Genomic DNA, 26,667 nt, shown 5'->3' on the forward strand with positions numbered 1-26,667 from the left:
TTACGCGGTCATTACGAAGCGATTGCACGTTTTCCGCGGCACGTGTGAGAAAAACCGCGTCACCTGCTCGAATCGTAGGACGATGGTGTCCATCAGATGAGCGATGCATTACACTCGTCTGACACTTTGCATTCTCTCGGGCCGACGTCGTCCCGTATGCCACACCGTAGTGCTCCGCGCCCCCACCTGCTGCTGGAGCCCTCGACGACGAAGGAGGCCACGGTTGCGTTCTGCCCTGAACTCAGAGCCCGGTCTTTACCGCCCCGGTTGGGAACACGACGCCTGCGGCGTCGCCTTCGTTGCGGACATGCAAGGCCGGGCCGCTCACAGCGTGATCGAGCAAGGACTCTCCGCGCTCGTCCGCATGGAGCACCGCGGTGCCACCGCCCCCGACCCCGACTCGGGTGACGGCGCGGGCATCATGCTCCAGATCCCGGACGCCTTCTACCGCGACACGGTCGACTTCGCCCTCCCCGAGGCCGGGCATTACGCCGCCGGCCTCATCTTCACCCCTGAAGCGGACGACGCCACCGCGCGCGCCCGCTCCATCGTCGAGAAGTACGCCGTCACCGAAGGCTGCCGCGTGCTCGGCTGGCGCGACGTGCCCACCGACGCCTCCGGGCTCGGCGCCGCCGCCCTGGCCTCCAAACCCCGCGTCTCCCAGGTGTTCCTCGCCGCCGAGGACGCCGTCGCCTCCGGGCTCGACCTCGACCGGCTCGCCTTCGCCGTCCGCAAGCAGGCCGAGCGCGAACTGCGAGAACGCCACCTCGACGGCTCCGCGATCGTCGGACTGTCCTCGCGCACCATCGTGTACAAGGGCATGCTCACCCCGGCGCAGGTGCCGCAGTTCTACCCCGAGCTGGCCGACGAGCGCCTCCAGAGCGCCATCGCCCTCGTCCACTCGCGGTTCTCCACCAACACGTTCCCGTCCTGGCCGCTCGCCCACCCGTTCCGGATGGTCGCGCACAACGGCGAGATCAACACGATCCGCGGCAACCGCAACTGGATGACCGCCCGCCAGGCCGAACTCGCCACCGACGCCCTTCCCGGGCGGCTGCGCCGGCTCTTCCCGATCAACACCCCGGGCGGCTCGGACTCCCTGAACTTCGACGAGGTCGTCGAGCTGCTGCACCTGGGCGGGCGCAGCCTGCCCCACGCGATGCTCATGATGATGCCGGAGGCCTGGGAGCACAACGCGACCATGGACCCCAAGCGCCGCGACTTCTACCGCTACCACGCCTCGATCATGGAGCCCTGGGACGGACCCGCCGCGGTCTGCTTCACCGACGGCGTCCAGATCGGCGCGGTCCTCGACCGCAACGGCCTGCGCCCCGCCCGCTGGTGGCGCACCACCGACGACCTCGTCGTGCTCGCCTCCGAATCGGGCGTCGTGGACATCGAGCCCTCGAAGGTCGCCCAGAAGGGCCGCCTCGAGCCGGGCCGCATGTTCCTCGTCGACACCGGCGAGGGCCGCATCCTCGACGACGAAGAGGTCAAGGACTCCCTCGCGAAGGAGCACCCGTACGGGGACTGGCTCCACGCCGGGCTCATCCGCCTCGAAGAGCTCCCTGAACGCGAGCACGTCGCCCACGACCCCGAGTCCGTGCGCCGCCGCCAGCTCACCTTCGGCTACACCGACGAAGAGCTGCGGCTCATCCTCGCTCCGATGGCCGCCGAGGGCTCCGAACCGCTCGTCTCCATGGGCTCCGACACGCCCATCGCCGGGCTCTCCAAGCGGCCCAAGCTCCTGTTCGACTACTTCACGCAACTGTTCGCGCAGGTCACCAACCCGCCGCTGGACGCCATCCGCGAGAAGCTCGTCACCGCCCTGGGCACCACCGTCGGCCCCGAGGGCAACCTGCTCGAGCCCGGCCCGCACTCGTGCCGCCAGATCGAACTCGCCCGCCCGATCCTCGACAACGAGGAGCTCGCGAAGATCCTCCACATCGACGAGGACGGCGACATGCCCGGCTTCAAAGCCGTGCGCGTCTCCGGCGTCTACAAGGCCCGCCACGGCTCGCGCGGCCTCAAGGACCGCCTGGTCGAGATCTGCCGCCACGTCTCCGAGGCCATCGAGGACGGCGTGCGCATCCTCGTGCTCTCCGACCGCGACTCCACCGCCGACCTCGCGCCGATCCCGTCGCTCCTGCTCACCGCCGCCGTGCACCAGCACCTCGTGCGCGAGCAGACCCGCACCAAGGTCGCGCTCCTGGTCGAGACCGGCGACTGCCGCACCGTGCACCACGCCGCGGTCCTCCTCGGCTACGGCGCCGCCGCCATCAACCCGTACCTCGCCTTCGACTCCATCGAAGAGCTGTGCGCCCAGGGCGTCATCGACCACGAGCCCGCCCAGGCCGTCGAGAACTACATCCAGGGCCTGTGCACCGGCGTGCTCAAGGTGATGTCCAAGATCGGCATCTCCACCATCGCCTCCTACACCGGCGCCCAGATCTTCGAAGCCGTCGGCCTCGACTCGGACTTCGTCGACCGCTACTTCACCGGCACCGACTCCTCGATCGGCGGCATCGGCCTCCAGACCCTCGCCAAAGAGGTCGCCGAACGCCACCGCGCCGCCTACGAGCGCAAGATCGAGACCTCCGAGCCGCTGCCCCCGGGCGGCGACTTCCAGTGGCGCCGCGAAGGCGAAGTGCACCTGTTCAACCCCGAGACGGTGTTCCTGCTCCAGCACGCCACCCGCTCGGGCCAGTACGACGTGTTCAAGCGCTACACCGACAAGGTCAACGCCATCGCCGCCGACTCCGGTCTGCTGCGCGGCATGCTCGGCTTCGACGACTCGCGGCCGGCCGTGCCGATCGACGAGGTCGAACCGGTCGAATCCATCGTCAAGCGGTTCCACACCGGCGCGATGTCCTACGGCGCGCTCTCCGCGGAGTCCCACGAGACCCTCGCGATCGCCATGAACCGCCTCGGCGGCCGCTCCAACTCCGGTGAAGGCGGCGAAGACGTCGACCGCCTCTACGACCCGCTGCGGCGCAGCGCCATCAAGCAGGTCGCCTCCGGCCGCTTCGGCGTCACCTCCGAGTACCTCGCCACCGCCGACGCCATCCAGATCAAGATGGCCCAAGGCGCCAAGCCCGGCGAGGGCGGCCAGCTGCCCGGCTACAAGGTCCACCCGTGGATCGCCGAGACCCGCAACGCCACACCCGGCGTGGGCCTCATCAGCCCGCCGCCGCACCACGACATCTACTCCATCGAGGACCTCGCCCAGCTCATCCACGACCTCAAGCACGCCGGCGGCGGCGACGCCGAGGTCCACGTGAAGCTCGTCTCGGAGACCGGCGTCGGCACCGTCGCCGCCGGCGTCTCCAAGGCCAAGGCCGACACGATCCTCATCTCCGGCTACGACGGCGGCACCGGCGCCTCCCCGGCCAACTCGATCAAGCACGCGGGCACCCCGTGGGAGATCGGACTCGCCGAGGCCCAGCAGACCCTCGTCCGCAACGGCCTGCGGGACCGCGTCAAGCTCGAAGTCGACGGCGCCATGAAGACCGGCCGCGACGTCCTCGTCGCCGCCCTCCTCGGCGCCGAAGGCTACGGCTTCGCCACCGCCCCGCTCGTCGTCACCGGCTGCGTCATGATGCGCGTCTGCCACCTCGACACCTGTCCCGTCGGCGTCGCCACCCAGGACCCGGTCCTGCGCCAGCGCTACACCGGCCAGCCCGAATTCGTCGAGAACTTCTTCCGCTACATCGCCGAAGAGGTCCGCGAACTCCTCGCCGAACTCGGCTACCGGTCCCTCGACGAGGCGATCGGCGCGGTCGAGCGCCTCAAGCAGGTCCCCGGACCCGGCCGCAAGGCCGCCCGCGTCGACCTCTCGAACATCATCGCCTCCCCGGTCGAGGGCCCGCGCACGCAGGCCACCGTCCAGGACCACGGCGTCGAGACCACGCTCGGGGCCCGCATCGTCGACCTCGCCCGCCCCGCCGTCGAAAACGGCGAGCAGGTCACGGCCGAACTCGACATCCGCAACACCGACCGCTCGGTCGGCGCCCTCCTCGGCGCGGCCGTCAGCCGCGCCCACCGCGAGGGCCTGCCCGAGGACTCGGTGAACCTCACCTTCCGCGGCACCGCCGGACAGTCCTTCGGCGCCTTCCTCACCCGGGGCGCGAGCTTCAAGCTCATCGGCGACGCCAACGACTACGTCGGCAAGGGCCTCTCGGGCGGGCGCCTCGTGCTCACCCCCGACGCCGGAGCCCCCTTCAAGGCCGAAGAGAACGTCATCGCCGGCAACACGCTCCTGTACGGGGCCACCTCCGGCGAGGTCTACATCCGCGGCAAGGTCGGCGAGCGCTTCGCCGTCCGCAACTCCGGCGCGGTCGCCGTCGTCGAAGGCGTGGGCGACCACGGCTGCGAGTACATGACCGGCGGCACCGTCCTCGTCCTCGGCCCGACCGGCCGCAACTTCGCGGCCGGCATGTCCGGCGGCGTCGCCTACGTGTGGCGCCTGGACGAGGCGCGCACCAACACCGCGCTGGCGGACCTCGACCCGCTGTCGGCCTCCGACATCGACCTGGTCCACTCGCTGCTGCTGCGCCACGGCCGGGCCACCGGTTCGGCCGTCGCCGCCGACCTGCTCGGCGAGTGGCCGCGTGCGGCCAGCGGCTTCACGAAGGTCATCCCCCGCGAGTACAAGGCCGTCCTCGCCCGTCATGCCATTGACACGATCAAGACCCGCACGCTCGTCCTGACCGAGAAGGAGGCCGCCAATGCCTGATCCGAGCGGATTCCTCGAGCACGGCCGCGAGGTGCCCAAGCGGCGCCCGGTGCCGGTGCGCATCCTCGACAACCGCGAGGTCTACACCCGCACTTCCAAAGAGCTGGTGACGGCGCAGGCCTCGCGCTGCATGGACTGCGGCATCCCGTTCTGCCACAACGGCTGCCCGCTGGGGAACCGGATTCCCGAGTGGAACGACCTGGCCCGCACGGGCCGGTGGGGCGCGGCGATCGAGCAGCTGCACGCGACGAACAACTTCCCGGAGTTCACCGGGCGGCTGTGCCCGGCGCCGTGCGAGGCCGCCTGCGTGCTGGGCATCGGGGACGACCCGGTGACCATCAAGAACATCGAGGTCGAGATCATCGACCGCGCGTTCGACGACGCGAACGTCCGGCCGCAGCCGGCCGAGTCCTCCAGCGGCAAGTCCGTCGCGGTGGTCGGCTCGGGCCCGGCGGGTCTGGCGGCGGCCCAGCAGCTGGCCCGCGCGGGCCACGCGGTCACGGTCTACGAGCGCGACGACGCGCCCGGCGGCCTGCTGCGCTACGGCATCCCCGACTTCAAGCTGGAGAAGCACCAGATCGACCGCCGCGTCGAGCAGATGCGCGCCGAGGGCGTCGAGTTCGTGTGCGACACCAACATCGGTGTGGACCTCACCGCCGAGGACCTGCGTGAACGCCATGACGCGGTGATCTTGGCCGTGGGCGCGCTCGAAGGCCGCGAGACCGAGCAGCCGGGCCGCGAGCTCGCCGGCATCCACCAGGCGATGGAGCACCTCGTGGGCGCCAACCAGGTGGTCGCGGGCAAGGCCCCGTTCGCGCCGATCGACGCCAAGGGCAAGCACGTCGTCATCATCGGCGGCGGCGACACCGGTGCGGACTGCCTGGGCGTGGCCCACCGGCAGGGCGCGGCCTCGGTGCGCCAGCTCGACCTGTACCCGACCCCGCCGGACCTGCGCGACGCGGGCAAGGACCCGTGGCCGACCTGGCCGGTCATCGTGCGCAACTACCCGGCCCACGAAGAGGGCGGGCAGCGCAACTACGCGTCGGCCGCCGCCGAGTTCATCGGCGACGAGCACGGGCACGTGCGCCAGATGCGCTTCAGCGAGGTCACCGTGGACAAGTCCCAGGGCCGCCGCGACATCGTCCCGGTGCCCGGCACCGAGGAGATCGTCCCGGCCGACCTGGTGCTGCTGGCGATCGGATTCGCGGGCACCGAGGACCAGCCGCTGCTGCGGCAGTTCGGGATCGAGCGCACGCGGCGCAACGTGATCGACTGCGGCGAGGACTGGCAGACGGACGCGCCGGGCGTGTTCGTGGCGGGCGACGCCCACCGGGGCGCCTCGCTCATCGTGTGGGCGATCGCGGAGGGCCGCGCCGCGGCCGCCGCCGCGCACCGCTACCTCGGCGGCCAGACGGCGCTTCCGGCGCCCGTCGACGCGCGCGCACAGCCGCTCGCGGCATAAAGTGCAATAGGCGGAATTGAGTGCAGTGAATATATCGCTGCGCTCAATTCCGCCTATCTTTCTTTTGCATTCCGGCACCGGTGAATTCCACCTCTCAACTGCGGAGACCGTGCGAGTGCGAGTGAGCGTCCGATATAAGCTCGCAGGGTGACTCGTAGAGCAAAAATCGTCTGCACCATCGGGCCTGCAACCGCCACGCCCGAGCGTATGGCCGGCCTGATCGACGCCGGCATGAACGTCGCCCGCATGAACTTCTCCCATGGCGCCCAGGCCGATCACGAGGCCGTCTATCAGATGGTCCGTGAAGCCGCCGAGGCCGCCGGGAAGCCCGTCGCCATCCTGGCCGACATGCAGGGCCCCAAGATCCGTCTGGGCACCTTCGCCAACGGCGTCGAGCAGTGGGACGCGGGCGACCGCGTCAAGATCACCTCTGACGACGTCGACGGCACCCACGACCGCGTGTCCTGCACCTACAAGAAGCTGCCGGCCGAGGTCTCCAAGGGCGACCGCCTGCTGGTCGACGACGGCAAGCTGGCGCTCGAGGTCCTCGGCGCCGACGACACCGACGTCGAGTGCCTCGTGGTCGAGGGCGGCCCGGTCTCCAACAACAAGGGCCTGTCGCTCCCGAACGTGAACATCTCGGTCCCGGCGCTGTCCGAGAAGGACATCTCGGACATGAAGTTCGCGCTGAACCTCGGCGTGGACCTCATCGCGATGTCGTTCGTGCGCAGCCCCGACGACGTCCGCCTGGGCCACAAGGTGATGGACGAGGTCGGCGTGCGCCGCCCGATCATCGCCAAGGTCGAGAAGCCCGAGGCCGTCGCGCGCCTCGAGGAGATCGTCCTGGCCTTCGACGGCGTCATGGTCGCCCGCGGCGACCTGGGCGTCGAGATGCCCCTCGACGAGGTCCCGCTCGTGCAGAAGGAGATCGTGCGCCTCTGCCGCGAGAACGCGAAGCCCGTGATCGTCGCGACCCAGATGCTCGACTCGATGATCGAGAACGCGCGGCCCACCCGCGCCGAGGTCTCCGACGTCGCCAACGCCGTCCTCGACGGCACCGACGCCGTGATGCTCTCCGGCGAGACCTCGGTCGGCAAGTACCCGATCGGGACCGTGCGCACCATGGCCAAGATCGTGGAGACCACCGAGAACGGTCCGATCCCGCTGCGTGAGCTGCTGCACGACCCGAAGACCAAGTCCGGCGCGGTGACCCACGCGGCCGCCGACATCGCCGAGGCGATCGGCGCGAAGGCCCTCGTGGCGTTCACCCAGACCGGTGACACCGTGAAGCGCCTCGCCCGCCTCAAGCCGAACCGGCCGCTCTACGGGCTCACCCCCATCGAGAGCGTCCGCAACCAGATGGCGCTTTCCTGGGGCACCGACTCGTACCTCGTCGAGCACGTCGACCACACCGACACGATGTTCGAACTGGTCGACAAGACCGTGCAGGAGCACAACCTGGCGCAGCCGGGCGACCTCGTGGTCATCGTGGCCGGCACGCCGGCCGGGACCCCCGGTTCGACGAACACCGTCCGGGTCCACCGAATCGGCTCCTGATCCCTTGAACAGTTCAGGGAGGGAAGTCCTCGTAGGCCAGGACGCCGTGGACTCGCTCCTCGGCGTCCTCGACCTGGAGGAGATCGACAAGGGTCTGTTCCGGGGACCGCGCGCCGAAGTGGGCCTCCAGCGGGTCTTCGGCGGCCAGGTCGCCGGCCAGGCCCTGGTGGCGGCCGGGCGCACCGTCCCGGCCGACCGGCGGGTGCACTCGCTGCACGGCTACTTCGTGCGCCCCGGCGACTCCAAGAAGCCGATCGTCTACCAGGTCGAGAACATCCGCGACGGCCGCTCCTTCTCCGTACGCCGTACGGTGGCGCTGCAGAACGGGCAGATGATCTTCTTCATGTCCGCCTCGTTCCACACCGGCGAGCAGGGCTTGGAGCACACCGATCCCGCGCCGAACGGGCTGCCCGCCCCCGAGGACATCCCGCCGCTGAGCGAGCAGCTCAAGGCCCATCCCGACCGGCTCGGGATCTGGGCGCGCGTGCCGCGCCCGATCGACGTGCGCTACGCCGGGGGCGGCTCGGGCTTCTCGGCCTCGGGCGAGCGCCCGGCGCAGGAGCACCAGCGGGTCTGGATGAAAGCCGACGGGAACCTCCCGGACGACCCGCTCATCCACGTGTGCGTGCTCACGTACGCCTCCGACCTGACGCTGCTGGACTCGGTGCTCAGCCGCCACGGCGCGGTCTGGGGCCCCGGCGGGTACCTCGGCACGAGCCTGGACCACGCCCTGTGGTTCCACCGCCCGTTCCGCTTCGACGACTGGATCCTGTACGACTCGATGTCGCCGACCGCCGCCGACGGCCGCGGCCTGGCCCAGGGTCGGTTCTTCGACGCGTCGGGGCTGCACATCGCCTCGGCCACCCAGGAGGGCCTGCTCCGCCAGACCCCCGAGACCCCCGGCGTTCCGTAACGCCTGAAACGCATTGAAGGACGAGGGCGCACCCATTCGGGGCACCCTCGTCCTTTTGCGTAGCGAAACCACCGCGCCACATTCTGTTGCACCACACATTGACTGAGTGATATATCACCGCATTAGAGGGGGTAGATCCCATTCAATCGGCAATGTTATGGTCGGCACTCGTCCCCGGTAAGACCCCCGACCCCAGTCCGCCCAGCCTTGCCCGGCTGGGGAGTCCGATGCCCGGAGAATCGTTCGGAGACCGACATTTATGCGTCTGACCAACGCAACAGAACCGGCGAATGCGTCTACTGACGCCACCGCCGAAATAACCCGAGTGCGGAACCCCGAGACCGCCGAAACCACCGGCCCCAGTGCGCGCCCCAGCCACTGGCGCCCCGACATCGAAGGCCTCAGGGCCGTCGCCGTGGGCGTCGTCATCGCCGCTCACATCGGCTTCCCGTACATGGCCGGAGGATTCGTCGGCGTCGACGTGTTCTTCGTGATCTCAGGCTTCCTCATCACCTCACTGCTGCTGCGCGAGATCGACAAGACCGGCACCGTCTCCATCGCCGGGTTCTACGCCCGCCGCGCCGTACGCCTCCTTCCAGCCGCGGCAACAGTGCTGCTCGCGACGCTCGTCGCCTCCTGGCTCTGGCTGCCCCGCACCAGACTCGGCGAGATCGCCGCCGACGCGGCCACCGCCGCGCTCAACGTCATCAACATCCGCCTGGCGCAAGAGGGCACCGACTACCTCAACGCCAACGCGGATCCCTCACCGCTGCAGCACTTCTGGTCGCTCGCGGTCGAAGAGCAGTTCTACATCGTCTGGCCGCTCGTCCTCCTCGCCATCGCGTTCGTCGGCGCGAAGTTCAGCAAGCCCGGCAAGTACACCGCCGCCCGCCACCGCCACCGCGGGGTCGGCCGCACCGCCGCCATCACCGCGTTCCTCATCATGGCCGCCGGCGTCTCGTTCTGGATGAGCGCCAATTGGACCGCCGGCGACCCCATCTGGTCCTACTTCGGCATCCACACCCGCGCATGGGAACTCGCCATCGGCGCACTCATCGCCGTCGCCGCGGGCCGGATCCGCGCGTTCGCCCCCGCCTGGGCCGCCGCAGTCGCCTCCTGGGCCGGCCTCGCGCTCATCGTCGCCTCGGTGTTCCTCCTCGACGAACGCACCGTCTTCCCAGGCACCGCGGCGATGCTGCCCGTCGCCGGAACCGCACTCGTGATCGCCGCAGGTTGCGCCCAGCACCGCTTCGGCGCCACCCTGCTCCTCGGCATCAAGCCCGCCCAGTTCATCGGCAAGATCTCCTACGGCCTCTACCTCTGGCACTGGCCGCTCATCATGATCGGCCCCACCGTCCTCGGCCTCGAAGACGTGCGCGTGCGCCACTACCTGTTCCTCATGGCCGTCGCGTTCCTGCTCACGATCGCCACGTTCTACCTGGTGGAGAACCCGATCCGGACGCGCAAGCCCCTCGTCCAGGTGCCCTCCCGGGCACTGGCGATGGGCGGCGGCCTCATCGCCACGGCCCTGGCCGCGTCGTTGTTCATGGCCGGGCAGCCCATGCCGGAGCAGTCGAACGAGGAGGTCGCCGAGATCACCGGCAACGACTCGACCGTCTGGGAGATGCTCGGCGAATCCTCCGACGTGGACACTGTCCCGGCCAACCTCACGCCCTCGCTGGACGGCGCGGTCGAGGACGAGCCCGCCCTCTACGACGACGGATGCCAGGTCGACCGCGACGACCCGAAGGTCAACAAGGACTGCTGGTACGGCGACCCCGAAGGCGAGAAGACCATCGTCCTCTTCGGCGACTCCCACGCCGGCCAATGGTTCCCGGCCCTCAGGCAGAACGCCGAGGCCTCCGGCTGGCGACTGCTGGTGATGAGCAAGTCGAACTGCTCCGTCGCCGACGTCCGCGAGCACGACCCGAAACTCGACCGCGAGTACACCGAGTGCGAGACCTGGAAACAGGACGTCATCGACTACCTCGGCGAAGTCGAACCCGACGTGGTCCTCGCGACCTCCTACGACGGCAAGGACGTCATCGCCGACGACCCCGACCAGGCCTGGATCGACGGCTGGGTCGAGACCGTGAACGACCTCCAAGACGTCGCGGGCGAGGTCTACTACATGGCCGACAACCCCGACATCGGCGAGGACGTGCCCGGCTGCCTGGCCGAGCACCCCGAGGACGCCAGCGTGTGCGTCGGCGACCTCGAGAACGCCGTGATCGAACCCGAGCGGCGCGAGGAACTCGTCAACGCCGTCACGGACGCCGGCGCCCACGTCGTCGACCCGATCCCGTGGCTCTGCGACATCGACCAGGGCACCTGCCCGGTCGTCATCGGCAACCTCCTCGTCTACCGCGACGCCAACCACCTCTCCGCGAGCTTCGTCGCCGAACTCGCCCCGCAGGTCGCGGCCGCGATCCCGCTCGCGGCCGACCCCGGGTCCCAATAGGCCCGGACCACATTGTGCCCACTGAGGTGAGCCCGCATTCGCACTCGAATGTAGGCTCACCTCATTACGTAAGCGGGACAAAAGGAGTGGTCCGGATGGAACGCGTCGCACCCTGGCTCAAGGCCGTCAATACCGTCCTCACCCCCGCAATCGCGGGCCGCCGCAAGAAGATCGACCGGCTCCTCGACCGCGCCGTCCGCGAAGCCGAGCACCGCACCGGCTCCACCGCCCACGGCGAAGACGACTTCATCGCCGGCATGCGCGTCCTGCTCGCCGGCTACGCCGACATCCACGGCCTCACCCTCACCGGCTGGGTCGGCGTCCAGCAGGAGATCACCGACCGACTCGAGAACCGCCTCCGCATCCGCAAACTCCACGCCCTCAACCCCGACATCGCCGACGAGCCCATCTCCCGGCCCGTCGTCGTCACCGGCGTCCCCCGCACCGGCACCACCATGCTCCAGCGCCTCCTCGCCACCCCCGAGACCCACCGCTCCCCGCTCATGCACGAGCTCCAGTACGCCGACCTCGCCACCGCCGACCACCTGCGCCGGTCCGAACGCGTCGCCGACTTCCTCGAGAAGGCCATCCCCACCTTCGGCTCCGTCTACGAGATGGCCGCCGAGAAACCCGACGCCGACGTCTGGGTCCTCCCGCACGGCATCGGCCACCTCGTGCGCGCCCACCCGCCCGGCTACGTCCAGTGGATGCTCGATCGGGACTACACCCCCGACTACCGCTACCTCAAGCAGACCCTCCAGGTCCTCCAGTACGGCCGCCCGCGCCGCCGCTGGGTCCTGCGCGCCCCCGCGCACCTCTGGCAGCTCGGCTGCCTCACCAGGACCTTCCCCGACGCCCAGATCGTGTGGACCCACCGCGACCCCGCCACCGCGCTGGCGTCGCTGTGCTCGATGACCGAGACCGCGATGGCGATGAACACGGCCGAGATCGACCCGCATGAGATCGGCCGGACCTGGTTGGGGCTCTTCGCGACCGGCCTCGACCGGGCCCGCGCCGTGCGTCGCCGCCTGCCCGCCTACTCGGTAATCGACGTGCCGTTCCGACACCTCACCGACGACGCCCGCGAGTACATGCCGCAGCTGTTCGACCGCCTCGGCGCGCCGTGGGGGAGCGCGGAGGCGGACGCGCTCGACGCGGCACTGGTGCACCGGCCGACGGGGCACCGCTACGACCTGGCCCGGTACGGCCTCACCGAGGGCGAGGTCGACCAGGCGCTCGCGGAGTACAAGAGGGCGTTCGCGCCGCTGCTCTAGAGGTCGAGGCGGAAGCCCCAGAGCAGGACGTCCGGCAGCGGGTACCAGTCGAGGTCGGGCGCGCGCTCGAAGCCGAGGCGGGTGTAGACGCGGTGCGCGGTCGTCATGGCCTGCTGCGAGCAGAGGACGACGCGCTTGGTCCCGGCATCGGCGCGAGCACCTGCGACGCACGCCTTGGCGAGTGCCGACCCGACGCCGCGGCCCTGCGCGGCGGGGTCGACGGCGAGCATCCGGATCTCGGCTTCGCCGGGTCCGGCGAGCTGCGCCATGGGGCTGCCGTGGAAGGCGAGGGTGACGCCGCCGAGCAGCGCTGGACCGCTGCTCTCCCCAACGGCGCCTTCCCGTTCCACTGCGACGAGGACCGTCGCCGAAGCGGCGCGGAGCGAGACGTCGCGCAGGTTCGGCGCGTAGGGGTCGTCGAGGCCGCCGAGCAGCAGGCCGCCTTCGAGGTAGGACCGGATCGACACGTCGCCGAGCGCTTCGTGCTCGCCGGGAAGGACGGGGCGGATCTGGAAGTCGCTGGATGCAGTCACCAGAAGATTCTGCCTCACGTAGTGCGAACATTCTTGGGACAGCGCTTGCAAGTTGCGCCTTGTACCGGTTGAATCGAGTTCCGTGAGCGACGTGATCCGCAACCCCATCCTTCCCGGTTTCCACCCCGACCCCTCGATCGTCCGGGTCGGTGAGGACTACTACCTCGCGACCTCGACCTTCGAGTGGTGCAGCGGGATCCGCCTGCACCACTCGCGGGACCTGCGGCACTGGCGGCCGCTCGGCGGGATCGCCGATTCGCCTCGGCTCCTCGACCTCACCGGCGTCCCCGATTCCGGTGGAGTCTGGGCGCCCGACCTCACCTACGCGAACGGCCGCTTCCACCTCGTCTTCTCGGTCCTCGACAACTACGCCTACGGCTTCAAGGACTGTGCCAACTACCTGACCACCGCCGAGTCGATCGAGGGACAGTGGTCCGATCCGGTCCGCCTTCCCGGGCGGGGGTTCGACGCGGCGCTCTTCCACGACGACGACGGCTCCACCTGGCTCCTCAACATGATCTCGGGCTTCAAAGGCGTCGAGATCCAACTGCTCGACGGCGGCAAGGCGGTGGGGGAGCCGACGCTGCTGCTCGAATCCAGCCCGGCGGGCGTCACCGAGGGCCCGCATCTCTATAAAGTGGACGGCTGGTATTACCTGCTGTGCGCCGAGGGCGGCACCGGGTTCAACCACGGCGCGATTGTCGCCCGCTCCCGGAACCTCCTGGGGCCCTATGAGATCGACTCGAACGGACCACTCATCACCGCCCGTGACAAGCTCGACCTGCCGCTCCAGAAGGCCGGCCACGGCTGCTTCGTCGCGACACCGGCGGGGGAGTGGTACATGACCTACCTGACCTCGCGGCCCTACACCGAAGTCGAGAACGGCCCTCCCACCGGAGCCCGGGACCGCGACGCGACCGGCCGGTGCGTCCTCGGCCGCGAGACGGCGATCGCCCCCGTCTCCTGGACCGACGGCTGGCCCCGGATCGACGGTGCCGCACCGGCACTCGAGGTCCCCGCCCCGGACCTGCGCGCGCATCCCTGGCCGGACGCGCCCGCCCGCGACGACTTCGACGCGCCCCGGCTCGATCCGCGCTGGAGCACCCTCCGCCGCCATGCCGATCCGGAATGGCTCAGCCTCACCGCGCGTTCCTCGCATCTGCGCGTCACCGGAGGCCAGTCCCCATACGGGAAGCGCACGCCCAGCCTGGTGGCCCAACGCGTCACCGCCAAGCACGGCGTCTTCGAAGCGGGCCTGGAATTCGACCCGCAGACCGTGGACCAGACGGCCGGGATCACGGCCTACTACAACAGCTTCAACTGGGTCTACCTGCAAGTCGGCTTGGAGCAGGGCCGCCGCGCCCTGACCCTGGTGACCTCTGACCGCGGCCGCCGCACGTTCGAGCCCATCGCCGAGGTCGGCCGGAAGCCGGAGCTGCGCATCGTCTTCGACGGACCGGTCCTGAGATTCGCCTACCGCGACCGAGCCGACTGGGTCGATCTGGAAGCGGAACGCGACGCCACGATCCTCGCCGACGAGCACGCCACCTGGATCGAGCCCGGCCTCCTCCACGCCTTCGGTTTCACCGGAGCGTTCACCGGCCTCTGGGTCCAGGATCTCGCCGCGGAGGGTGGTTTCGCCGATTTCGACTACGCCTCGTATGAGACGTCCGAATAATCGCGCCTGAAGTGTCATCGGGCTCTGACGGGGTACGCCCTTCGTTCAATCACCGTTTGAGAAGGGACGGAAGCCGATGGGTGGCATTGACAAGGCCAAGGACAAGGCAGAGCAGCTCAAGGGGCGCGCCAAGGAGAAGATCGGCGACGCGACCGACAACGAGAGCCTCGCGAACAAGGGGCGCGCCGAGCAGATGAAGGGCAGAGCGAAAGAGGAGTGGCACGACCTCAAGGAGGAGGCCGATGACAAACTCCACGAAGCCAAGGCGCGTACGACCGACAAGGATCGGGGCAAAGGGCGCTGACCGGTAGCCGCTCGGCACTGCGAACGGACGGGGCCGGACCGCATCAATGCGGTCCGGCCCCGAAATCGTTCGTTCAGGTGCGGCGACGCGGCGGTGCGACGGTCTCGCGCACCACGATGTGGGTCCCGAGCACGACCTGGTCGACGCCCGTCCCTTCGCGGCGCAGCCCCAGGCGCACCGCCTCGCGGCCGAGTTCCTCATGGGGCACGTGCACGGTGGTGAGCGCCGGGGTGAGGTCCGAGGCCAGCGGGATGTCGTCGAAGCCGACCACCGACATGTCCTTCGGGACGTCGATCCCGGCCTCGCGCAGCGCCTTGAGCACGCCCGCGGCGATCATGTCGGTCGCGCTGAACACCGCCGTCACGTCGTCGCGCTTCGCGATGAGCTCGCGGGTGAGTTCGTAACCGCTCTGCTTGGAGAATTCGCCGGGAATCAGCAGCGATTCGTCGACCTCGATCCCGTAGTCGGCGTGCGCGCGCCTGAAACCCCGTATGCGTTCGTCTGTGGTGGAATGTCCGATGCCCGTGCCCAGGTAGGCGACGACCTTGTGCCCGGCCGAGAGCAGGTGCGAGGTCATGGCGTACGCGCCGCCCTCGTTGTCGTAGTGCACCACCGTGGCCGGGACGTCTTCGCCGAGCGAGGGCCGCCCGCACAGCACCAGCCGCGAACCCGAGCGGTCCAGCGCCGACGCGAAGTAGCGCATCCGCTCGTTGTACTTGTCGTCGTCCCAGGCCCCGCCCACGACGATCACGGCCTCGGCGTGCTGCTCGCGCATGAGCTCGACGACGGCGAGCTCGCGCTCGGGGTCGCCGTGCGTGGTGCACAGCAGGCACAGCCGCCCTTCAGAGGCGGCCTGCTGCTCGACGCCGCGCGCGATGTACGCGTAGAAGGGCCCGGTCACGTCGTCCACGACGAACGCCACGGTCTTCGTCGTCGCCCCGGCCAGCGCGCGGGCGTGCGCGTTGACCACGTAGTCGAGTTCGCGCATGGCGCGCAGCACCTTGGCGCGGGTCGCGGGGGCCACCGGGTAGTTCCCGGCGAGGACCCGCGAGACCGTCGGCACCGACACGCCGGCCAGCGCGGCCACGTCCCTGATGGTGGGGCGCTTGCCGCTTTCGGCATTCGACTTCTTGGGCACTGGGGCCTTCTCTCACCGTTCTCGGGGATGCGACGGGTCCGCACCCAGGGTAGTGCACGCTCGCAGTTTCCATTGTGCGCGAACCCGTCGCATGGTCTTATGCGGTTGCTTCGAAGCCGAGGGTGAACGCGGTGGCCTTCGGGAGCAGGCGGTGCTGGGGGAGGACCCCCGGGCCGCATGCGGCCGAGCCCATGCCGTGGAGGTCGGCGTCGAGGTTGACGTAGAGCCGGTCGTGTTCGACGAGGTCCGTCTGGTGGTTCGCGGCCTCGAGGTCCTCGCTCGTCCACGGGCGCACCGTGAACGCGAAGTGCGGGGCACCGAACACCTTGAGCGACTTGCCTTCGCCGCTCAGGCTCGCCCAGCGCACGTCGATGCGGGAGCCGTTCTCCTGCGGGAAGACGTACGGGGTCTGCATGCCGGCCACGGTGGACCGGTAGCGGCCGACGCGGGCGGCGGCGCGGGTGTCGGCGTAGGCCTCGCCGGGCCCGCCGCCGAACCACTCGACATCATTGAGGCCCTTCGGCACCGAGGCGCGCACGCCCAGGCGCGGCAGCGGGAAGTCCCACTGGCCTTCGGGGTTCACCTCGACGGTGAGCCACAGGCGGCCTTCGGCGAGCTTCCACCGGTAGACCGCGCCCATGGCGATCTCGGCTCCGGCGGCGCCCACGCGGGTCGCGACGGTGAGTCCGTCCGCAGTGGACTCGATGTCGAGGACCTTGTGCTCGAGGCGGTAGAGGGCCGCGTTGCGGTCCTTCCACTGGTTCGCGAGCGGGGCGTGCCAGGAGAGGAGGTCGTTGTCGGTGGGGGCGCGCCACAGGTCGAGGCGCGGGCCTTCGATCTCCAGTCCGCCGATGGCGGTCAGGCGCCCGAGGGCGTCGAAGGCGGCGTTCCCGAGGCGGTAGCCGCGGCCCTCAGCGACGGGAGCGGTGCCGGAGCCGATGGGCTCGGGCGCGGCGGCGCTGCTGAGTTGTGCTTGGCCCCAGGCGATCTCGTGCCCGGCTTCGGCCCAGGGCTCGTCCTTGGCGAGGACGGCGCGGACGGTGAGCCAGCGCTCGCCCTTGGGGAGGCCGAGGCCTGCGACGGCGGCCGGGAACTCGACGATCGCGGACTCGCCCGCGGCGATGCTCCGGACTTCGAGGTCGCCGTGGAGCTCCTGCTCGCCGCCGTCCTCGACGGCCCAGGTGAACGCGAGGTCGCCGGTGTCGGCGAAGTCGCGGAGGTTCGCGACGGTGATCGCGCGCGCTCCAGGGTGGACGGTGAGGCGGACGGGCTCGATGACCTTCTTGAACTCGACGAGGCCGGGGGAGGGCTCGCGGTTCGGGAAGATCAGGCCGTCGACGACGAAGTTGCCGTCGTGGAGGGGCTCGTCGAAGTCGCCGCCGTAGGCGAACCATTCGCGGCCGTCCTCGGTGTGCCGGCGCACGCCGTGGTCGATCCACTCCCAGATGAACCCGCCCTGGCAGCGTTCGTGCTGCTCGAACAGGCGCTGGTACTCGCTCATGCCGCCGGGGCCGTTGCCCATGGCGTGGGCGTACTCGCACAGGACGAACGGGATGTTGCGGCGGTGCTCGTCGAGCGCGGGGTCCTTGGTGGGGTCCTCGGTCTTGTGGCCGATGCGGTCGGTCTCGTTGTGGTCGGCGTACATGCGGCTGTACACGTCGACGTAGCCGGAGTCCCAGTCGCCTTCGTAGTGGATGGGGCGGCCGGGGTCGCGCTGCTTGGCCCACTCGGACATGGCGGCGAGGTTCTGACCGGTGTGGCTCTCGTTGCCGAGGGACCAGATGATGACCGAGGCGTGGTTCTTGTCGCGTTCGACCATGCGGGCCATGCGGTCGAGGTAGGCCTCGCGCCACATCGGCTCGTCGCTCGGGTTCTTTCGCCATCCATGGTGGACGAATCCGTGGGTCTCGAGGTCGCATTCGTCGACGACCCAGACGCCGATCTCGTCGCAGAGGTCGAGGAAGCGGCGGTCCGGCGGGTAGTGGCTGGTGCGGACGGCGTTGACGTTGTGCCGCTTCATGATCTCGAGGTCGCGGCGCATGGTCTCGACGGAGAGGGTGCGGCCGTTGTCGGGGTCCCATTCGTGGCGGTTGACGCCGCGCAGGAGGATCCGCTTGCCGTTGACCTTGAGGAGGCCGTCCTCGATCTTGACGGTGCGGAAGCCGATGCGCAGGCTCACGCGCTCGGTGGCGGTGGCGACGACGGCGTCGTAGAGGCGGGGCGTCTCGGCGGTCCAGGGTTCGACCGGAACGTCGGCGGTCTCGCCCGCGGCGATGTCGATGCCGAGTTCGGCCACGGTGACGCGGGCGCCTTCGGCGGCTTCGACCTTGAGGGTGCCGAGACCGGTGGCGTGGTCGTAGTCGGCGTGCGCGAAGACGTCCTCGACGCCGTTCTCGGGGCGGTGGACGAGGGCGACGGGGCGGAAGATCCCCGAGAGCCACCACATGTCCTGGTCCTCCAGATAGGACGCGGCGGACCACTGGTGGACGCGGACGGCGACGGTGTTCTCGCCGGGCTTGAGGTGCGCGGTGGCGTCGAACTCGGTGGGGAGGCGCGAGCCCTTGCCGTCGCCGAGGAGGATCCCGTTGACCCACACGGCGAAAGCGGAGTCGACGCCTTCGAAGCGCAGGAGGGTGCGGCCGGTGGCGGGCCAGTCGGCCGGGAGGGTGAAGGTGCGTCGGTACTCGCCGGTGGGGTTGGCGTCGGGGACCCGGGGCGGGTCGACCGGGAACGGGTAGACCGTGTTGGTGTACTGCGGTTTCCCGTAGGGGGCTTCGCCGTCGAGGTCGTGCATCTGCCACATCGACGGGACGGCGAGGGTGTCCCAGGAGCCGGTGTCGAAGCCGGGGGCCTCGAAGCCCTCGGTGGTGTCGTGGAGGCCGGCTCCCAGCCGGAAGCGCCACTCGCCGTCGAGGCTCAGCGCGGCGGCGTCGGAGGCCAGCGCCGCCCGCGGATTGCGCCGCCCGCTGCCTGGGCTAACGCTTTCCACGTAGGAGAAATCGGTTCGGCTCATCGCCAGGTTCCCTTTCCAGTATGCGATCCGTCCGTTCGGCACAGGGCCTGGCGGACTGCTGGCCCGCATCCGCCGAGCTGCCGCGCGTCAACGCGGCCGCCTCGTCTCGGATCGGCGGTACGGGCCTGCTCATTGTCCGCCATGGCGCGGACGCTGCTACCGCGCCGGGTCCCGCTGTCTCAATCAGCAGGCGGACGGTATAGATACCGGTTTCTATCTTAAGGGCGACCACTGGGGTGTCAATACCCGGGAGGCATTCATGTTCAGGGAGTGAAAAGCGATGTCGGACCCCGGGCTATTTTTGAGCTCTCCGAATTTACGGCTCGCAAGCTTCGCCGAGACTGGGTCCCTTAAGGGGGATTTATCGCGATTAAACGCGATATCAACCTATTCCACGGGCTTGAGCATCGAGGAGAACACCACCGTGTCCGCCGGATAATGCTCCGCCGCGTACGCCTCCAACTCCGGAGTCACCAGCAGCGTGTCGATGAACGCCACCCCGTTCTGCTCGTCGGCCCAGCCGCCGTTCACGTACCGCGGGAAGTCCGCGGTGATCTCGTCCGCCATGGCCTGCAGCTCCTCGACGCTCAAATCCTCGGCCGGGTCGCCGATCTCCGGCTCCTGGTACTGGAGCGCCGGGTAGTCCGCCATGTCGATCTCCGAGGTCGGCACCGGGTCCTCCGTGAGCACCAACGACTTCCCGTCGAACGTGCCCGTCACCAGGTACGAACCCCACCGGACCCCCTCGGCCTCCTCGTGTTCGACCGAGTCCCAGTCCCAGCCGGTCACCGGCAGGCCCCCGCACTGCGGCGGATACGACTCCGCGACCACGCCGCACAACTCCGCCGCGTCGCGCTCGATGCCCTGCAGCACCGTCAGCGCCCCCTGGTAGACGATGTCCTCGTCGTCGGTCGCACCCGCGCCCGCCTGCGAATCGTCGCCCGAGCACGTCCCTTCCGCCTCGCAGTTCGCCGGATCGGCCGGATCCCCGCCCGCATCGCCCGTGCCCTGCCCGCACGCGGCCAGCATCAGCAGCGCCGCGACCGGGATGAGTCGTTGCATCATCATGTGTCCCATCATGTCCCTTCGACGCCGCGCGACCGGGAAGGGTTCCCAGTCGATTAACGGATAACCGAAACCGGCCTCCGATGCTAGGTTTGGGCCCGGCGCCACCCGCGCCCCCGAACGGAGCCCGCGTGACCCGCGCGAGGCCCGCCCACCGCGAGGAGCCCAGTGAGCGAGCAGTTCAACCCCCGTGCCGCCCTTGCCATCGGCATCACCGTCCTGTGCTGGGCCTCGGCCTTCGTGTCCATCCGCGACGCCGGCCGCCACCTCGACCCCGGTCCCCTCACCCTCGGCCGCGCCGCCATCGCCGCCATCGTCCTCCTCGCCGTCTGGGCCATCCGCCGCGAAGGCCTGCCGGCCCGCGCCGCATGGCCCGGCATCCTCACCGCCGGCGTCCTCTGGTTCGGCCTCTACATGGTCGCCCTCAACTGGGGCGAGCAGCTCGTCGACGCCGGCACCGCCGCCCTCATCGTCAACATCGGGCCCATCCTCATCGCCCTCCTCGGCGGCTGGTTCCTCAAGGAGGGCTTCCCGCCCCGCCTCTTCCTCGGCATCGCCATCTCCTTCGCGGGCGTCGCCGTCGTCAGCCTCTCCATGTCCCGCGACGGCGCCTCCTCGGTCCTCGGCGTCCTGCTGTGCCTGGTCTCCGCCGTCACCTACGCCATCAGCGTCGTCGTCCAGAAACCGACCCTGAAGCACTGCAGCTCACTCCAGTTCACCGCCTTCGGCAACCTGATCGCCGCGGTCCTGTGCCTGCCGTTCGCGCCGCTCCTGTTCTCCGAGTTGGAGTCCGCCCCGACCTCGGCGACGCTGCACGTGCTCTACCTCGGCCTGTTCCCGACCGCGCTGGCCTTCCTCACCTGGGGCTACGCACTCCGCTTCACCACCGCCGGGAAACTCGGCGCGACCACCTACGTGGTCCCGGCGATCGTCGTCGGCATGTCCTGGCTGCTCCTCGACGAGATCCCGACCTGGCTGACCCTCGCGGGCGGCGCGCTGGCGCTGGTCGGCGTGGCGATCTCGCGCTCGCGCGGCCGCAAGAATACGGACGCGACCTCGAAGCCGCCGCTCGAGCCCGCCGCTGCGGACGGTGCCGACGTTCCGGTCGCGAAACCCTAAGCGCGCCAAGCGTTCCGCGAGCTCCTCGAGGCGGGTCCTCCACGCGGCCTTCGCCGCACTGACCTCCTCCGCCGAGCCGAGCCTGGCGATCTCGACCTGCACCGCGGTCTTGGCCTCGCCCTTGGCGGTGAGGTTCGCGAGCACGCGTGTGCCGTCGGAGGCGTCGAACCGCACCGATTTCGGCGGGGACGCGCTGCGCTGGGTCAGTTCGAGGTCGCCGAGCCATCCGGCCTGCGCCTCGGGGTCGGCGAGCTGCTCGAAGGCGTCGCCGATGGAGGCGGACACGGTCTTGGAGGCGTTGGCGCTGAACGTGCCGTCGGGCCGCTGACCGGGTTCCCGCATGCCCCGCTCCTGCTCGTAGCCGACGGTGATGGACTGCGCCCACCAGCCGTCGATCTCGAACTCCTGCACCAGCATCCGCGCGATGGCGGTGTGGTCGAGCTTCGCCGCGCCGCGCTCGTCGAGGAGCGCCAGCCAGGTCTTCCAGTCCGCGCCGGTGCCCTCGATCAGGGCCTGGTCGGACATGGTCTGGCGACGCGGTGCGGTCGATTCACCCATGTCTCCAGCCTAGGGGAGGAGTGTGACGCCGGCGCCACGTCTTGCAGAAGGCCCGGTGGCCAATCTGCGTCATCGGCGTCCGCATCGGGGGCAACGGTGCGGCGTCCGCTGGGTCGCAACGGCCTGAACGTCGCCTTCTCGACAGTTTTCGCCATTTGTGGATGTTTCCCCCATGATCGGCACTGATCGGGCATTAACGTACCTGCACGAACCCGATTCGGAACGGAGCCCGCATGATCCCTGCGCGCCTCGCGGCCGCGGCCCTGGCCGCCACCGCTGCATTCGCCCTCCTGCCGGCCGCCGCGGCCCAGGCCGCTCTCCACGACACCGGGCTCCATGACCCTGCTTTCCACGGGACCGCGCCCCTTGACTACGTGGCCCTCGGGGACTCGTACTCCTCCGGCACCGGCACCCGCGACTACTTCGACGAGGAGTGCCGGCGTTCGGCAAAGGCCTACCCGCAGCTCCTCGCCGACGGGCTGGGCGCCGAGCTCGACTTCGCGGCCTGCTCGGGGGCGTCGACCGCCGACCTCCTGGCCACCCAACTCGGGTCGCTCGACACCGAGACCGATCTGGTCACGGTCACGATCGGCGGCAACGACATCGAGTGGGCGAGGGCCATCAAAGCCTGTATCACGCCCCTGTTGAACTGCATCGACGACATCGAGGCCTCCGAGGTCCTCGTCCAGACCGAGTTGCCCGGCCTGCTCGACGGCGCCTACGGGGCGATCGCGGACCGCGCCCCGAACGCCGACGTCTACGTGCTCGGCTACCCGCACCTGTTCAACGGCGAGCGCGCCTGCGGCGCACTCAGACAGCCGAACGTCGAAGAGCAGCTGCGCATGAACGAGGCCGCAGACCGGCTCGCCGAGGTCCTCCAGAACAAGGCCGAAGAGCACGATTTCACCTATGTGGATGTGCGCGAATCCTTTGCCGGTCATGCGATCTGCGACGACGTCGCCTACCTCAACGGTCTGACCTACCCGACCGGCGAGTCCTACCACCCGAACGTCCTGGGCCATCTCGACGGCTACTACCCGGCGGTCGCCCGGGCGCTCGCATAGTGCGGTCCTCGACGGGGCGTCCCGTACGTCCCGTCGAATCGCCTGCGGCGCAATGCGTCCAAAGCCACTTATAGAATGAGATATGTAAAGTTCCCGATTTGTTACGGTGCAGTACTTCCCAGTAAGTTACCGGCGGGTTCACAATATGGGGCAAGTCATCGCCGACTCGCAAAGGAACTTCCCCCATGCATCGACTCCTCAGAACGGCCGCCGTAGCCACCGCCGCCCTCGCCCTCATCGCCGTTCCCGCTGCGGCCCAAGCCCAAGCCCCCGAACTCGACTACGTCGCCCTCGGCGACTCCTACTCCTCGGGCTCGGGCGCCGGTCCCTACACCGACGCGATCTGCCAGCGCTCCGTCAAAGCCCACCCGTCGCTCCTCGCCGAGGAGCTGGGCGCCGAGTTCACCTTCGTCGCCTGTGGCGGCGCGACCACCGACGACGTGCTCGCCGGGCAGGTCCAATCCCTCGACGCCGAGACCGACCTGGTGACGATCGGCATCGGCGGCAACGACATCGGGTGGACCAGCGCGATCACCGCGTGCATCACCCCGTTCCAGGACTGCACCCCGGCGATCGAGGAGGCCGAGCGCAAGGCCACCGAGGAACTGCCCGCGAAGCTCGACGCGGTCTACACCGAGATCGAGACGCGGTCCCCTGACGCGGAGGTCTTGGTGACCGGCTACCCGCGCCTGTTCGCCGCCGTGAACACCTGCGACGCATTCGGATCGATCAGCATCGCCGAGCAGAAGCGCATGAACACCGGTGCGGACGTGCTGTCCGCGGTCATCCAGGCGGCCTCGGAGGACCACGGGTTCACCTATGTGGACGTGCGCGACGAGTTCACCGGCCACGAGGTCTGCTCGAGGCAGCCGTGGCTGCACGGCCTCACCCTCACCGACATCCCCTACCACCCGAAGGCCTCAGGCCACAGCAGCGGCTACTTCCCGGCCCTGCTCGGCGCCCTTTAGGACACCGATACGACGACGGGCCCGGCAGCACCCCGGCCGGGTCCGTTCTGCTTGTGATCTCAGACGTTCCAGTTGTCCGGCAGCGCCGCGAACGCCGGGTCCACGGTCGCGTACCGGCCCACGTTCCACGTCCACGCCCGGGCCCGCGACAGCGGGTGGTCGGGGAACCGGGCGTCGAAGGCCGGGTCGTCGCCGCGGTGGAACGGCAGGCCCGTCTGGAGCTGAGGATCGAACGGGTGGGGCATGAAGAAGCCCTCATGACCCAGCTCCGACATGAGCATCGATTCGCGGATCCCGGTGATCCCGTGCTCGGTGGCCGTGTACATCAACTGCGCGTAGACGGGTGCCTTGGCCAGGGTGAAGACGGAAAGGAACCGCAGACCGCTCGGGCGGTCCTTGAGGGGGACCTTGACGAGCTGGCGCACGGCGGTCACCCCGCCGAGGCTCACCAGCTCGACCTCGATGAGGCACGCGTCCTTGGACCAGAAACCCGCGAAGCCGCGCCGCAGTGCGTACGGGTCGTGAAGCCATTCCCCCGGGAACGGGATCCCTTCGGTGACCGTCACGGCGATCCTGTCGCCCGTGTTCGGATCCTGCCAGCCGTCGATGCCGCCGACGCTGATCGGCTCGAAACCATTGGTGTTGAAGGCGATGACCATCCGGTGACCTTAGCCCGCCCCGTCTACCGGGGCGGGCTCGCGGCGCTCAGGCCTGGAGTGCGAGCGCCAGCGGGTAGACCGCCGCGGCCCCGGCCTCGCGCAACCGCATGGCGGCCAAGGTCATCGACCATCCGCTGTCGCGCACGTCGTCCACCAGGAGCACGGAAGAGGCCGGCACCGGGAAGTCCACAGTGAACGCATGAAGCACCTGCTGGAGGCGCTGGGCGCTGTTGGCCCGGTGCGCGCCCGAGCCCGTATCGGTTGCGCGGCCGAGGGAACCGAGGTACTCCATGCGGCCCAGCTGCGCGATGCGCTCGGCCAACCCGTTGACCAGCTTTGGGCGCGAGAGCGACCCTAGCGAGACGACCGCCGTGGGCCGCTCGGCCCAGTCCCAGGACGCCAGCACCTGCACCACGGCTTTGAAGACGTCGTCGGGGACCTCGCGGTCCGCGCCGTCCGACAGCAGCGCGCGCAGCGGCCCGCCCCAGCCGATGTCCGACAGCCGCGCCAGCGCCCGGCCCGACTCCGCGCTCGACCCGGCCGGGATCTTCCCCTTCAGGTCGATCCCGATGGCCTGCAGACCGGTGGGCCACATGCGCTTCGGGTCGAACGGCACGCCCGGCTTCGACAGGGCCGCCGCCGCGCCCTCGGCCGCCTCCGCCGAGACGCCCGCCTCGGTGCGGGTGCCGGTGCAGTTGTCGCACCGCCCGCACGGCGCCGCCCCGGCATCGTCCAATTCGGAGCGGAGGAATTCGAGCCGGCACTGGGTCGTCGCCTCGTAGGCGAGCATCCGCCGCTGCTCGTGCTTCCTCGCCGCGGCGACCTTCGCGTACCGGTCGGCGTCGTAGGCCCACGGCTCGCCGGTGGCCTCCCAGCCGCCCTTGACGCGCCGCACCGCGCCGTCCACGTCGAGGACCTTGAGCATCATCTCGAGCCTGGTGCGCCGCAAGTCGACTCGCGTCTCGAGCGCCGCGGTCGACAGGGCCCGTCCTTCGGCGGCGAGCACGTCGAGCGTGCGGCGCACCGCCTCCTCGGCGGGGAAGGAGAGGGACCCGAAGTAGTCCCAGATCGCGCGGTCCTCGCTGCCGGGCAGCAGCACCACCTCGGCGCGGTCGCGGGCGCGGCCCGCGCGGCCGATCTGCTGGTAGTACGCCACCGGCGAGGACGGCGCTCCCAGGTGGACGACGAATCCGAGGTCGGGCTTGTCGAAGCCCATGCCGAGCGCGCTGGTGGCCACGAGCGCCTTGATGCGGTTGCCCAGCAGCTCCTCCTCGCGTTCGAGGCGTTCGGCGTTGTCGGTGCGGCCGGTGTAGGAGGCGACGGAATGGCCTCGGCTCGCGAGGTAGTCGCTGACCTCCTCGGCGGCGGCGACGGTGAGCGTGTAGACGATCCCCGAGCCGTCCATGCGGGGGAGCTGCTCGTCGAGCCAGGCGAGGCGGTGGGCGTTGTCGGGCATGTCCACTACGGACAGGCGCAGGGATTCGCGGTCGAGGCTGCCGCGGAGGACGAGCGTCGCGGCGTCCTTCTTGTCGAGCTGCTCGGCGATGTCGTCGGAGACGCGGGCGTTCGCGGTGGCGGTGGTCGCCAGGACCGGGACGCTGTCGGGGAGGTCGTCGATGAAGGTGGCGATGCGCCGGTAGTCGGGCCGGAAGTCGTGGCCCCAGTCGGAGATGCAGTGGGCCTCGTCGACGACGAGCATGCCGCACCCGGCGGCGAGCTTCGGCAGCTGGTAGTCGCGGAAGGCCGGGTTGTTGAGGCGCTCGGGGCTGATGAGCAGCACGTCGACGGCGTCCTCGGCGATGGCCTCGGCGATCGCGTCCCAATCTTCGGGGTTGGCCGAGTTGATGGTGCGGGCGCGCACGCCGGCGCGCTGGGCGGCCTCGATCTGGTTGCGCATGAGCGCGAGCAGCGGGGAGACGATCACGGTCGGGCCCGCGCCGCGGCGGCGCAGGAGCGAGGTGGCCGTGAAGTAGACGGCGGACTTCCCGAACCCGGTGCGCTGCACCAGGAGCACGCGGCGGCCGCTCTCGCCCGCCCCCTTGTCGCAGAGCGCCTCGATGGCCCGCCACTGGTCCTCGCGCAGCCGCGCGTGCTCGCCCGCGAGGGCGCGCAGCAGCGCTTCGGCTTCGTCTCTGAGCGTTTCTGTCGTGCTTCCTGCCATGTGAC

The 26,667-nt window shown here is 69.8% G+C and carries 17 protein-coding genes; 11 read left to right on the forward strand and 6 right to left on the reverse strand.

Going from position 1 to position 26,667, the window contains the following annotated elements; translation table 11 throughout:
• Positions 1-103 precede the first annotated feature (103 nt).
• The 6 genes from gltB (at position 104) to ACFO8M_RS23885 (ending at position 12,402) form a co-directional block, all read left to right on the forward strand.
• A complete protein-coding gene (gene gltB / locus ACFO8M_RS23860) occupies positions 104-4,735 on the forward strand; it encodes a glutamate synthase large subunit (protein WP_387980200.1) in 4,632 nt (1,543 codons plus the stop codon).
• Entirely contained in the window at positions 4,728-6,197 is a 1,470-nt protein-coding gene (locus ACFO8M_RS23865; protein ID WP_387980202.1) for a glutamate synthase subunit beta, read from the forward strand. The genes gltB and ACFO8M_RS23865 overlap by 8 nt, the downstream gene beginning before the upstream one ends.
• A 147-nt stretch (positions 6,198-6,344) precedes the next feature.
• Positions 6,345-7,754, forward strand: coding sequence for a pyruvate kinase (gene pyk, locus ACFO8M_RS23870; protein ID WP_387980204.1), 1,410 nt, complete (start codon positions 6,345-6,347; stop codon positions 7,752-7,754).
• A 4-nt stretch (positions 7,755-7,758) separates the two neighbouring features.
• Complete coding sequence (locus ACFO8M_RS23875) at positions 7,759-8,667, forward strand: acyl-CoA thioesterase (RefSeq protein WP_387980206.1); 909 nt, start codon at positions 7,759-7,761, stop codon at positions 8,665-8,667.
• A 325-nt stretch (positions 8,668-8,992) separates the two neighbouring features.
• Positions 8,993-11,128 carry an acyltransferase family protein gene (locus ACFO8M_RS23880; protein ID WP_387980208.1) on the forward strand — a complete coding sequence of 712 codons (2,136 nt, stop codon included), beginning with the start codon at positions 8,993-8,995 and terminating at the stop codon, positions 11,126-11,128.
• A gap of 95 nt (positions 11,129-11,223) precedes the next feature.
• Positions 11,224-12,402, forward strand: coding sequence for a sulfotransferase family protein (locus tag ACFO8M_RS23885; RefSeq protein ID WP_387980210.1), 1,179 nt, complete (start codon positions 11,224-11,226; stop codon positions 12,400-12,402).
• Here the strand turns inward: ACFO8M_RS23885 and ACFO8M_RS23890 are convergent.
• Positions 12,399-12,935 carry a GNAT family N-acetyltransferase gene (locus tag ACFO8M_RS23890; protein ID WP_387980212.1) on the reverse strand — a complete coding sequence of 179 codons (537 nt, stop codon included), beginning with the start codon at positions 12,933-12,935 and terminating at the stop codon, positions 12,399-12,401. The genes ACFO8M_RS23885 and ACFO8M_RS23890 overlap by 4 nt on opposite strands.
• Before the next feature lie 82 nt (positions 12,936-13,017).
• Between ACFO8M_RS23890 and ACFO8M_RS23895 the strand changes: the two genes are divergently transcribed.
• The gene (locus ACFO8M_RS23895) at positions 13,018-14,613 is read left to right on the forward strand and encodes a family 43 glycosylhydrolase (protein WP_387980214.1); all 1,596 of its coding nucleotides are present in this window, start codon (positions 13,018-13,020) and stop codon (positions 14,611-14,613) included.
• Positions 14,614-14,689: 76 nt separating this feature from the next.
• The gene (locus tag ACFO8M_RS23900; protein ID WP_387980216.1) at positions 14,690-14,917 is read left to right on the forward strand and encodes a CsbD family protein; all 228 of its coding nucleotides are present in this window, start codon (positions 14,690-14,692) and stop codon (positions 14,915-14,917) included.
• 73 nt (positions 14,918-14,990) lie between these two features.
• Here ACFO8M_RS23900 and ACFO8M_RS23905 read toward each other — a convergent pair whose 3' ends face one another.
• The 3 genes from ACFO8M_RS23905 to ACFO8M_RS23915 all read right to left on the reverse strand — a co-directional run bounded on the left by ACFO8M_RS23905 (position 14,991) and on the right by ACFO8M_RS23915 (position 20,136).
• Positions 14,991-16,055 (reverse strand): LacI family DNA-binding transcriptional regulator, encoded by a 1,065-nt coding sequence (locus ACFO8M_RS23905; RefSeq protein ID WP_387980218.1) that lies wholly within the window; start codon positions 16,053-16,055, stop codon positions 14,991-14,993.
• 97 nt (positions 16,056-16,152) lie between these two features.
• Positions 16,153-19,068, reverse strand: a complete 2,916-nt coding sequence (locus ACFO8M_RS23910) for a glycoside hydrolase family 2 TIM barrel-domain containing protein (protein WP_387980220.1) — start codon at positions 19,066-19,068, stop codon at positions 16,153-16,155.
• A 387-nt stretch (positions 19,069-19,455) separates the two neighbouring features.
• Complete coding sequence (locus ACFO8M_RS23915; RefSeq protein ID WP_387980222.1) at positions 19,456-20,136, reverse strand: hypothetical protein; 681 nt, start codon at positions 20,134-20,136, stop codon at positions 19,456-19,458.
• A gap of 165 nt (positions 20,137-20,301) precedes the next feature.
• Between ACFO8M_RS23915 and ACFO8M_RS23920 the strand changes: the two genes are divergently transcribed.
• The 3 genes from ACFO8M_RS23920 to ACFO8M_RS23930 all read left to right on the forward strand — a co-directional run bounded on the left by ACFO8M_RS23920 (position 20,302) and on the right by ACFO8M_RS23930 (position 23,842).
• Positions 20,302-21,252, forward strand: a complete 951-nt coding sequence (locus tag ACFO8M_RS23920; RefSeq protein ID WP_387980224.1) for a DMT family transporter — start codon at positions 20,302-20,304, stop codon at positions 21,250-21,252.
• Positions 21,253-22,043: 791 nt separating this feature from the next.
• Positions 22,044-22,874: an SGNH/GDSL hydrolase family protein gene (locus ACFO8M_RS23925; RefSeq protein ID WP_387980226.1), complete on the forward strand. Its 831-nt coding sequence runs from the start codon at positions 22,044-22,046 to the stop codon at positions 22,872-22,874.
• Positions 22,875-23,059: 185 nt separating this feature from the next.
• Positions 23,060-23,842: an SGNH/GDSL hydrolase family protein gene (locus tag ACFO8M_RS23930; protein WP_387980228.1), complete on the forward strand. Its 783-nt coding sequence runs from the start codon at positions 23,060-23,062 to the stop codon at positions 23,840-23,842.
• A 59-nt stretch (positions 23,843-23,901) separates the two neighbouring features.
• On the opposite strand, the gene ACFO8M_RS23935 is transcribed toward ACFO8M_RS23930, so the two are convergent.
• Together ACFO8M_RS23935 and ACFO8M_RS23940 are read right to left on the reverse strand one after the other, a co-directional pair.
• A complete protein-coding gene (locus ACFO8M_RS23935) occupies positions 23,902-24,501 on the reverse strand; it encodes a hypothetical protein (protein WP_387980230.1) in 600 nt (199 codons plus the stop codon).
• A gap of 46 nt (positions 24,502-24,547) precedes the next feature.
• Positions 24,548-26,662 carry a RecQ family ATP-dependent DNA helicase gene (locus ACFO8M_RS23940; protein ID WP_387980232.1) on the reverse strand — a complete coding sequence of 705 codons (2,115 nt, stop codon included), beginning with the start codon at positions 26,660-26,662 and terminating at the stop codon, positions 24,548-24,550.
• Between the last annotated feature and the right edge of the window lie 5 nt (positions 26,663-26,667).

The organism is Glycomyces rhizosphaerae, from assembly GCF_042647865.1.
GTDB lineage: Bacteria > Actinomycetota > Actinomycetes > Mycobacteriales > Micromonosporaceae > Glycomyces > Glycomyces rhizosphaerae.

Coding starts and splice junctions, on each gene's coding strand:
- gltB (WP_387980200.1), top strand. CDS start 104: ATGCATTACACTCGTCTGACACTTTGCATTCTCTCGGGCCGACGTCGT.
- ACFO8M_RS23865 (WP_387980202.1), top strand. CDS start 4,728: ATGCCTGATCCGAGCGGATTCCTCGAGCACGGCCGCGAGGTGCCCAAG.
- ACFO8M_RS23885 (WP_387980210.1), top strand. CDS start 11,224: ATGGAACGCGTCGCACCCTGGCTCAAGGCCGTCAATACCGTCCTCACC.
- ACFO8M_RS23900 (WP_387980216.1), top strand. CDS start 14,690: ATGGGTGGCATTGACAAGGCCAAGGACAAGGCAGAGCAGCTCAAGGGG.
- ACFO8M_RS23910 (WP_387980220.1), bottom strand. CDS start 19,068: ATGAGCCGAACCGATTTCTCCTACGTGGAAAGCGTTAGCCCAGGCAGC.
- ACFO8M_RS23915 (WP_387980222.1), bottom strand. CDS start 20,136: ATGATGATGCAACGACTCATCCCGGTCGCGGCGCTGCTGATGCTGGCC.
- ACFO8M_RS23925 (WP_387980226.1), top strand. CDS start 22,044: ATGATCCCTGCGCGCCTCGCGGCCGCGGCCCTGGCCGCCACCGCTGCA.
- ACFO8M_RS23930 (WP_387980228.1), top strand. CDS start 23,060: ATGCATCGACTCCTCAGAACGGCCGCCGTAGCCACCGCCGCCCTCGCC.
- ACFO8M_RS23935 (WP_387980230.1), bottom strand. CDS start 24,501: ATGGTCATCGCCTTCAACACCAATGGTTTCGAGCCGATCAGCGTCGGC.
- ACFO8M_RS23940 (WP_387980232.1), bottom strand. CDS start 26,662: ATGGCAGGAAGCACGACAGAAACGCTCAGAGACGAAGCCGAAGCGCTG.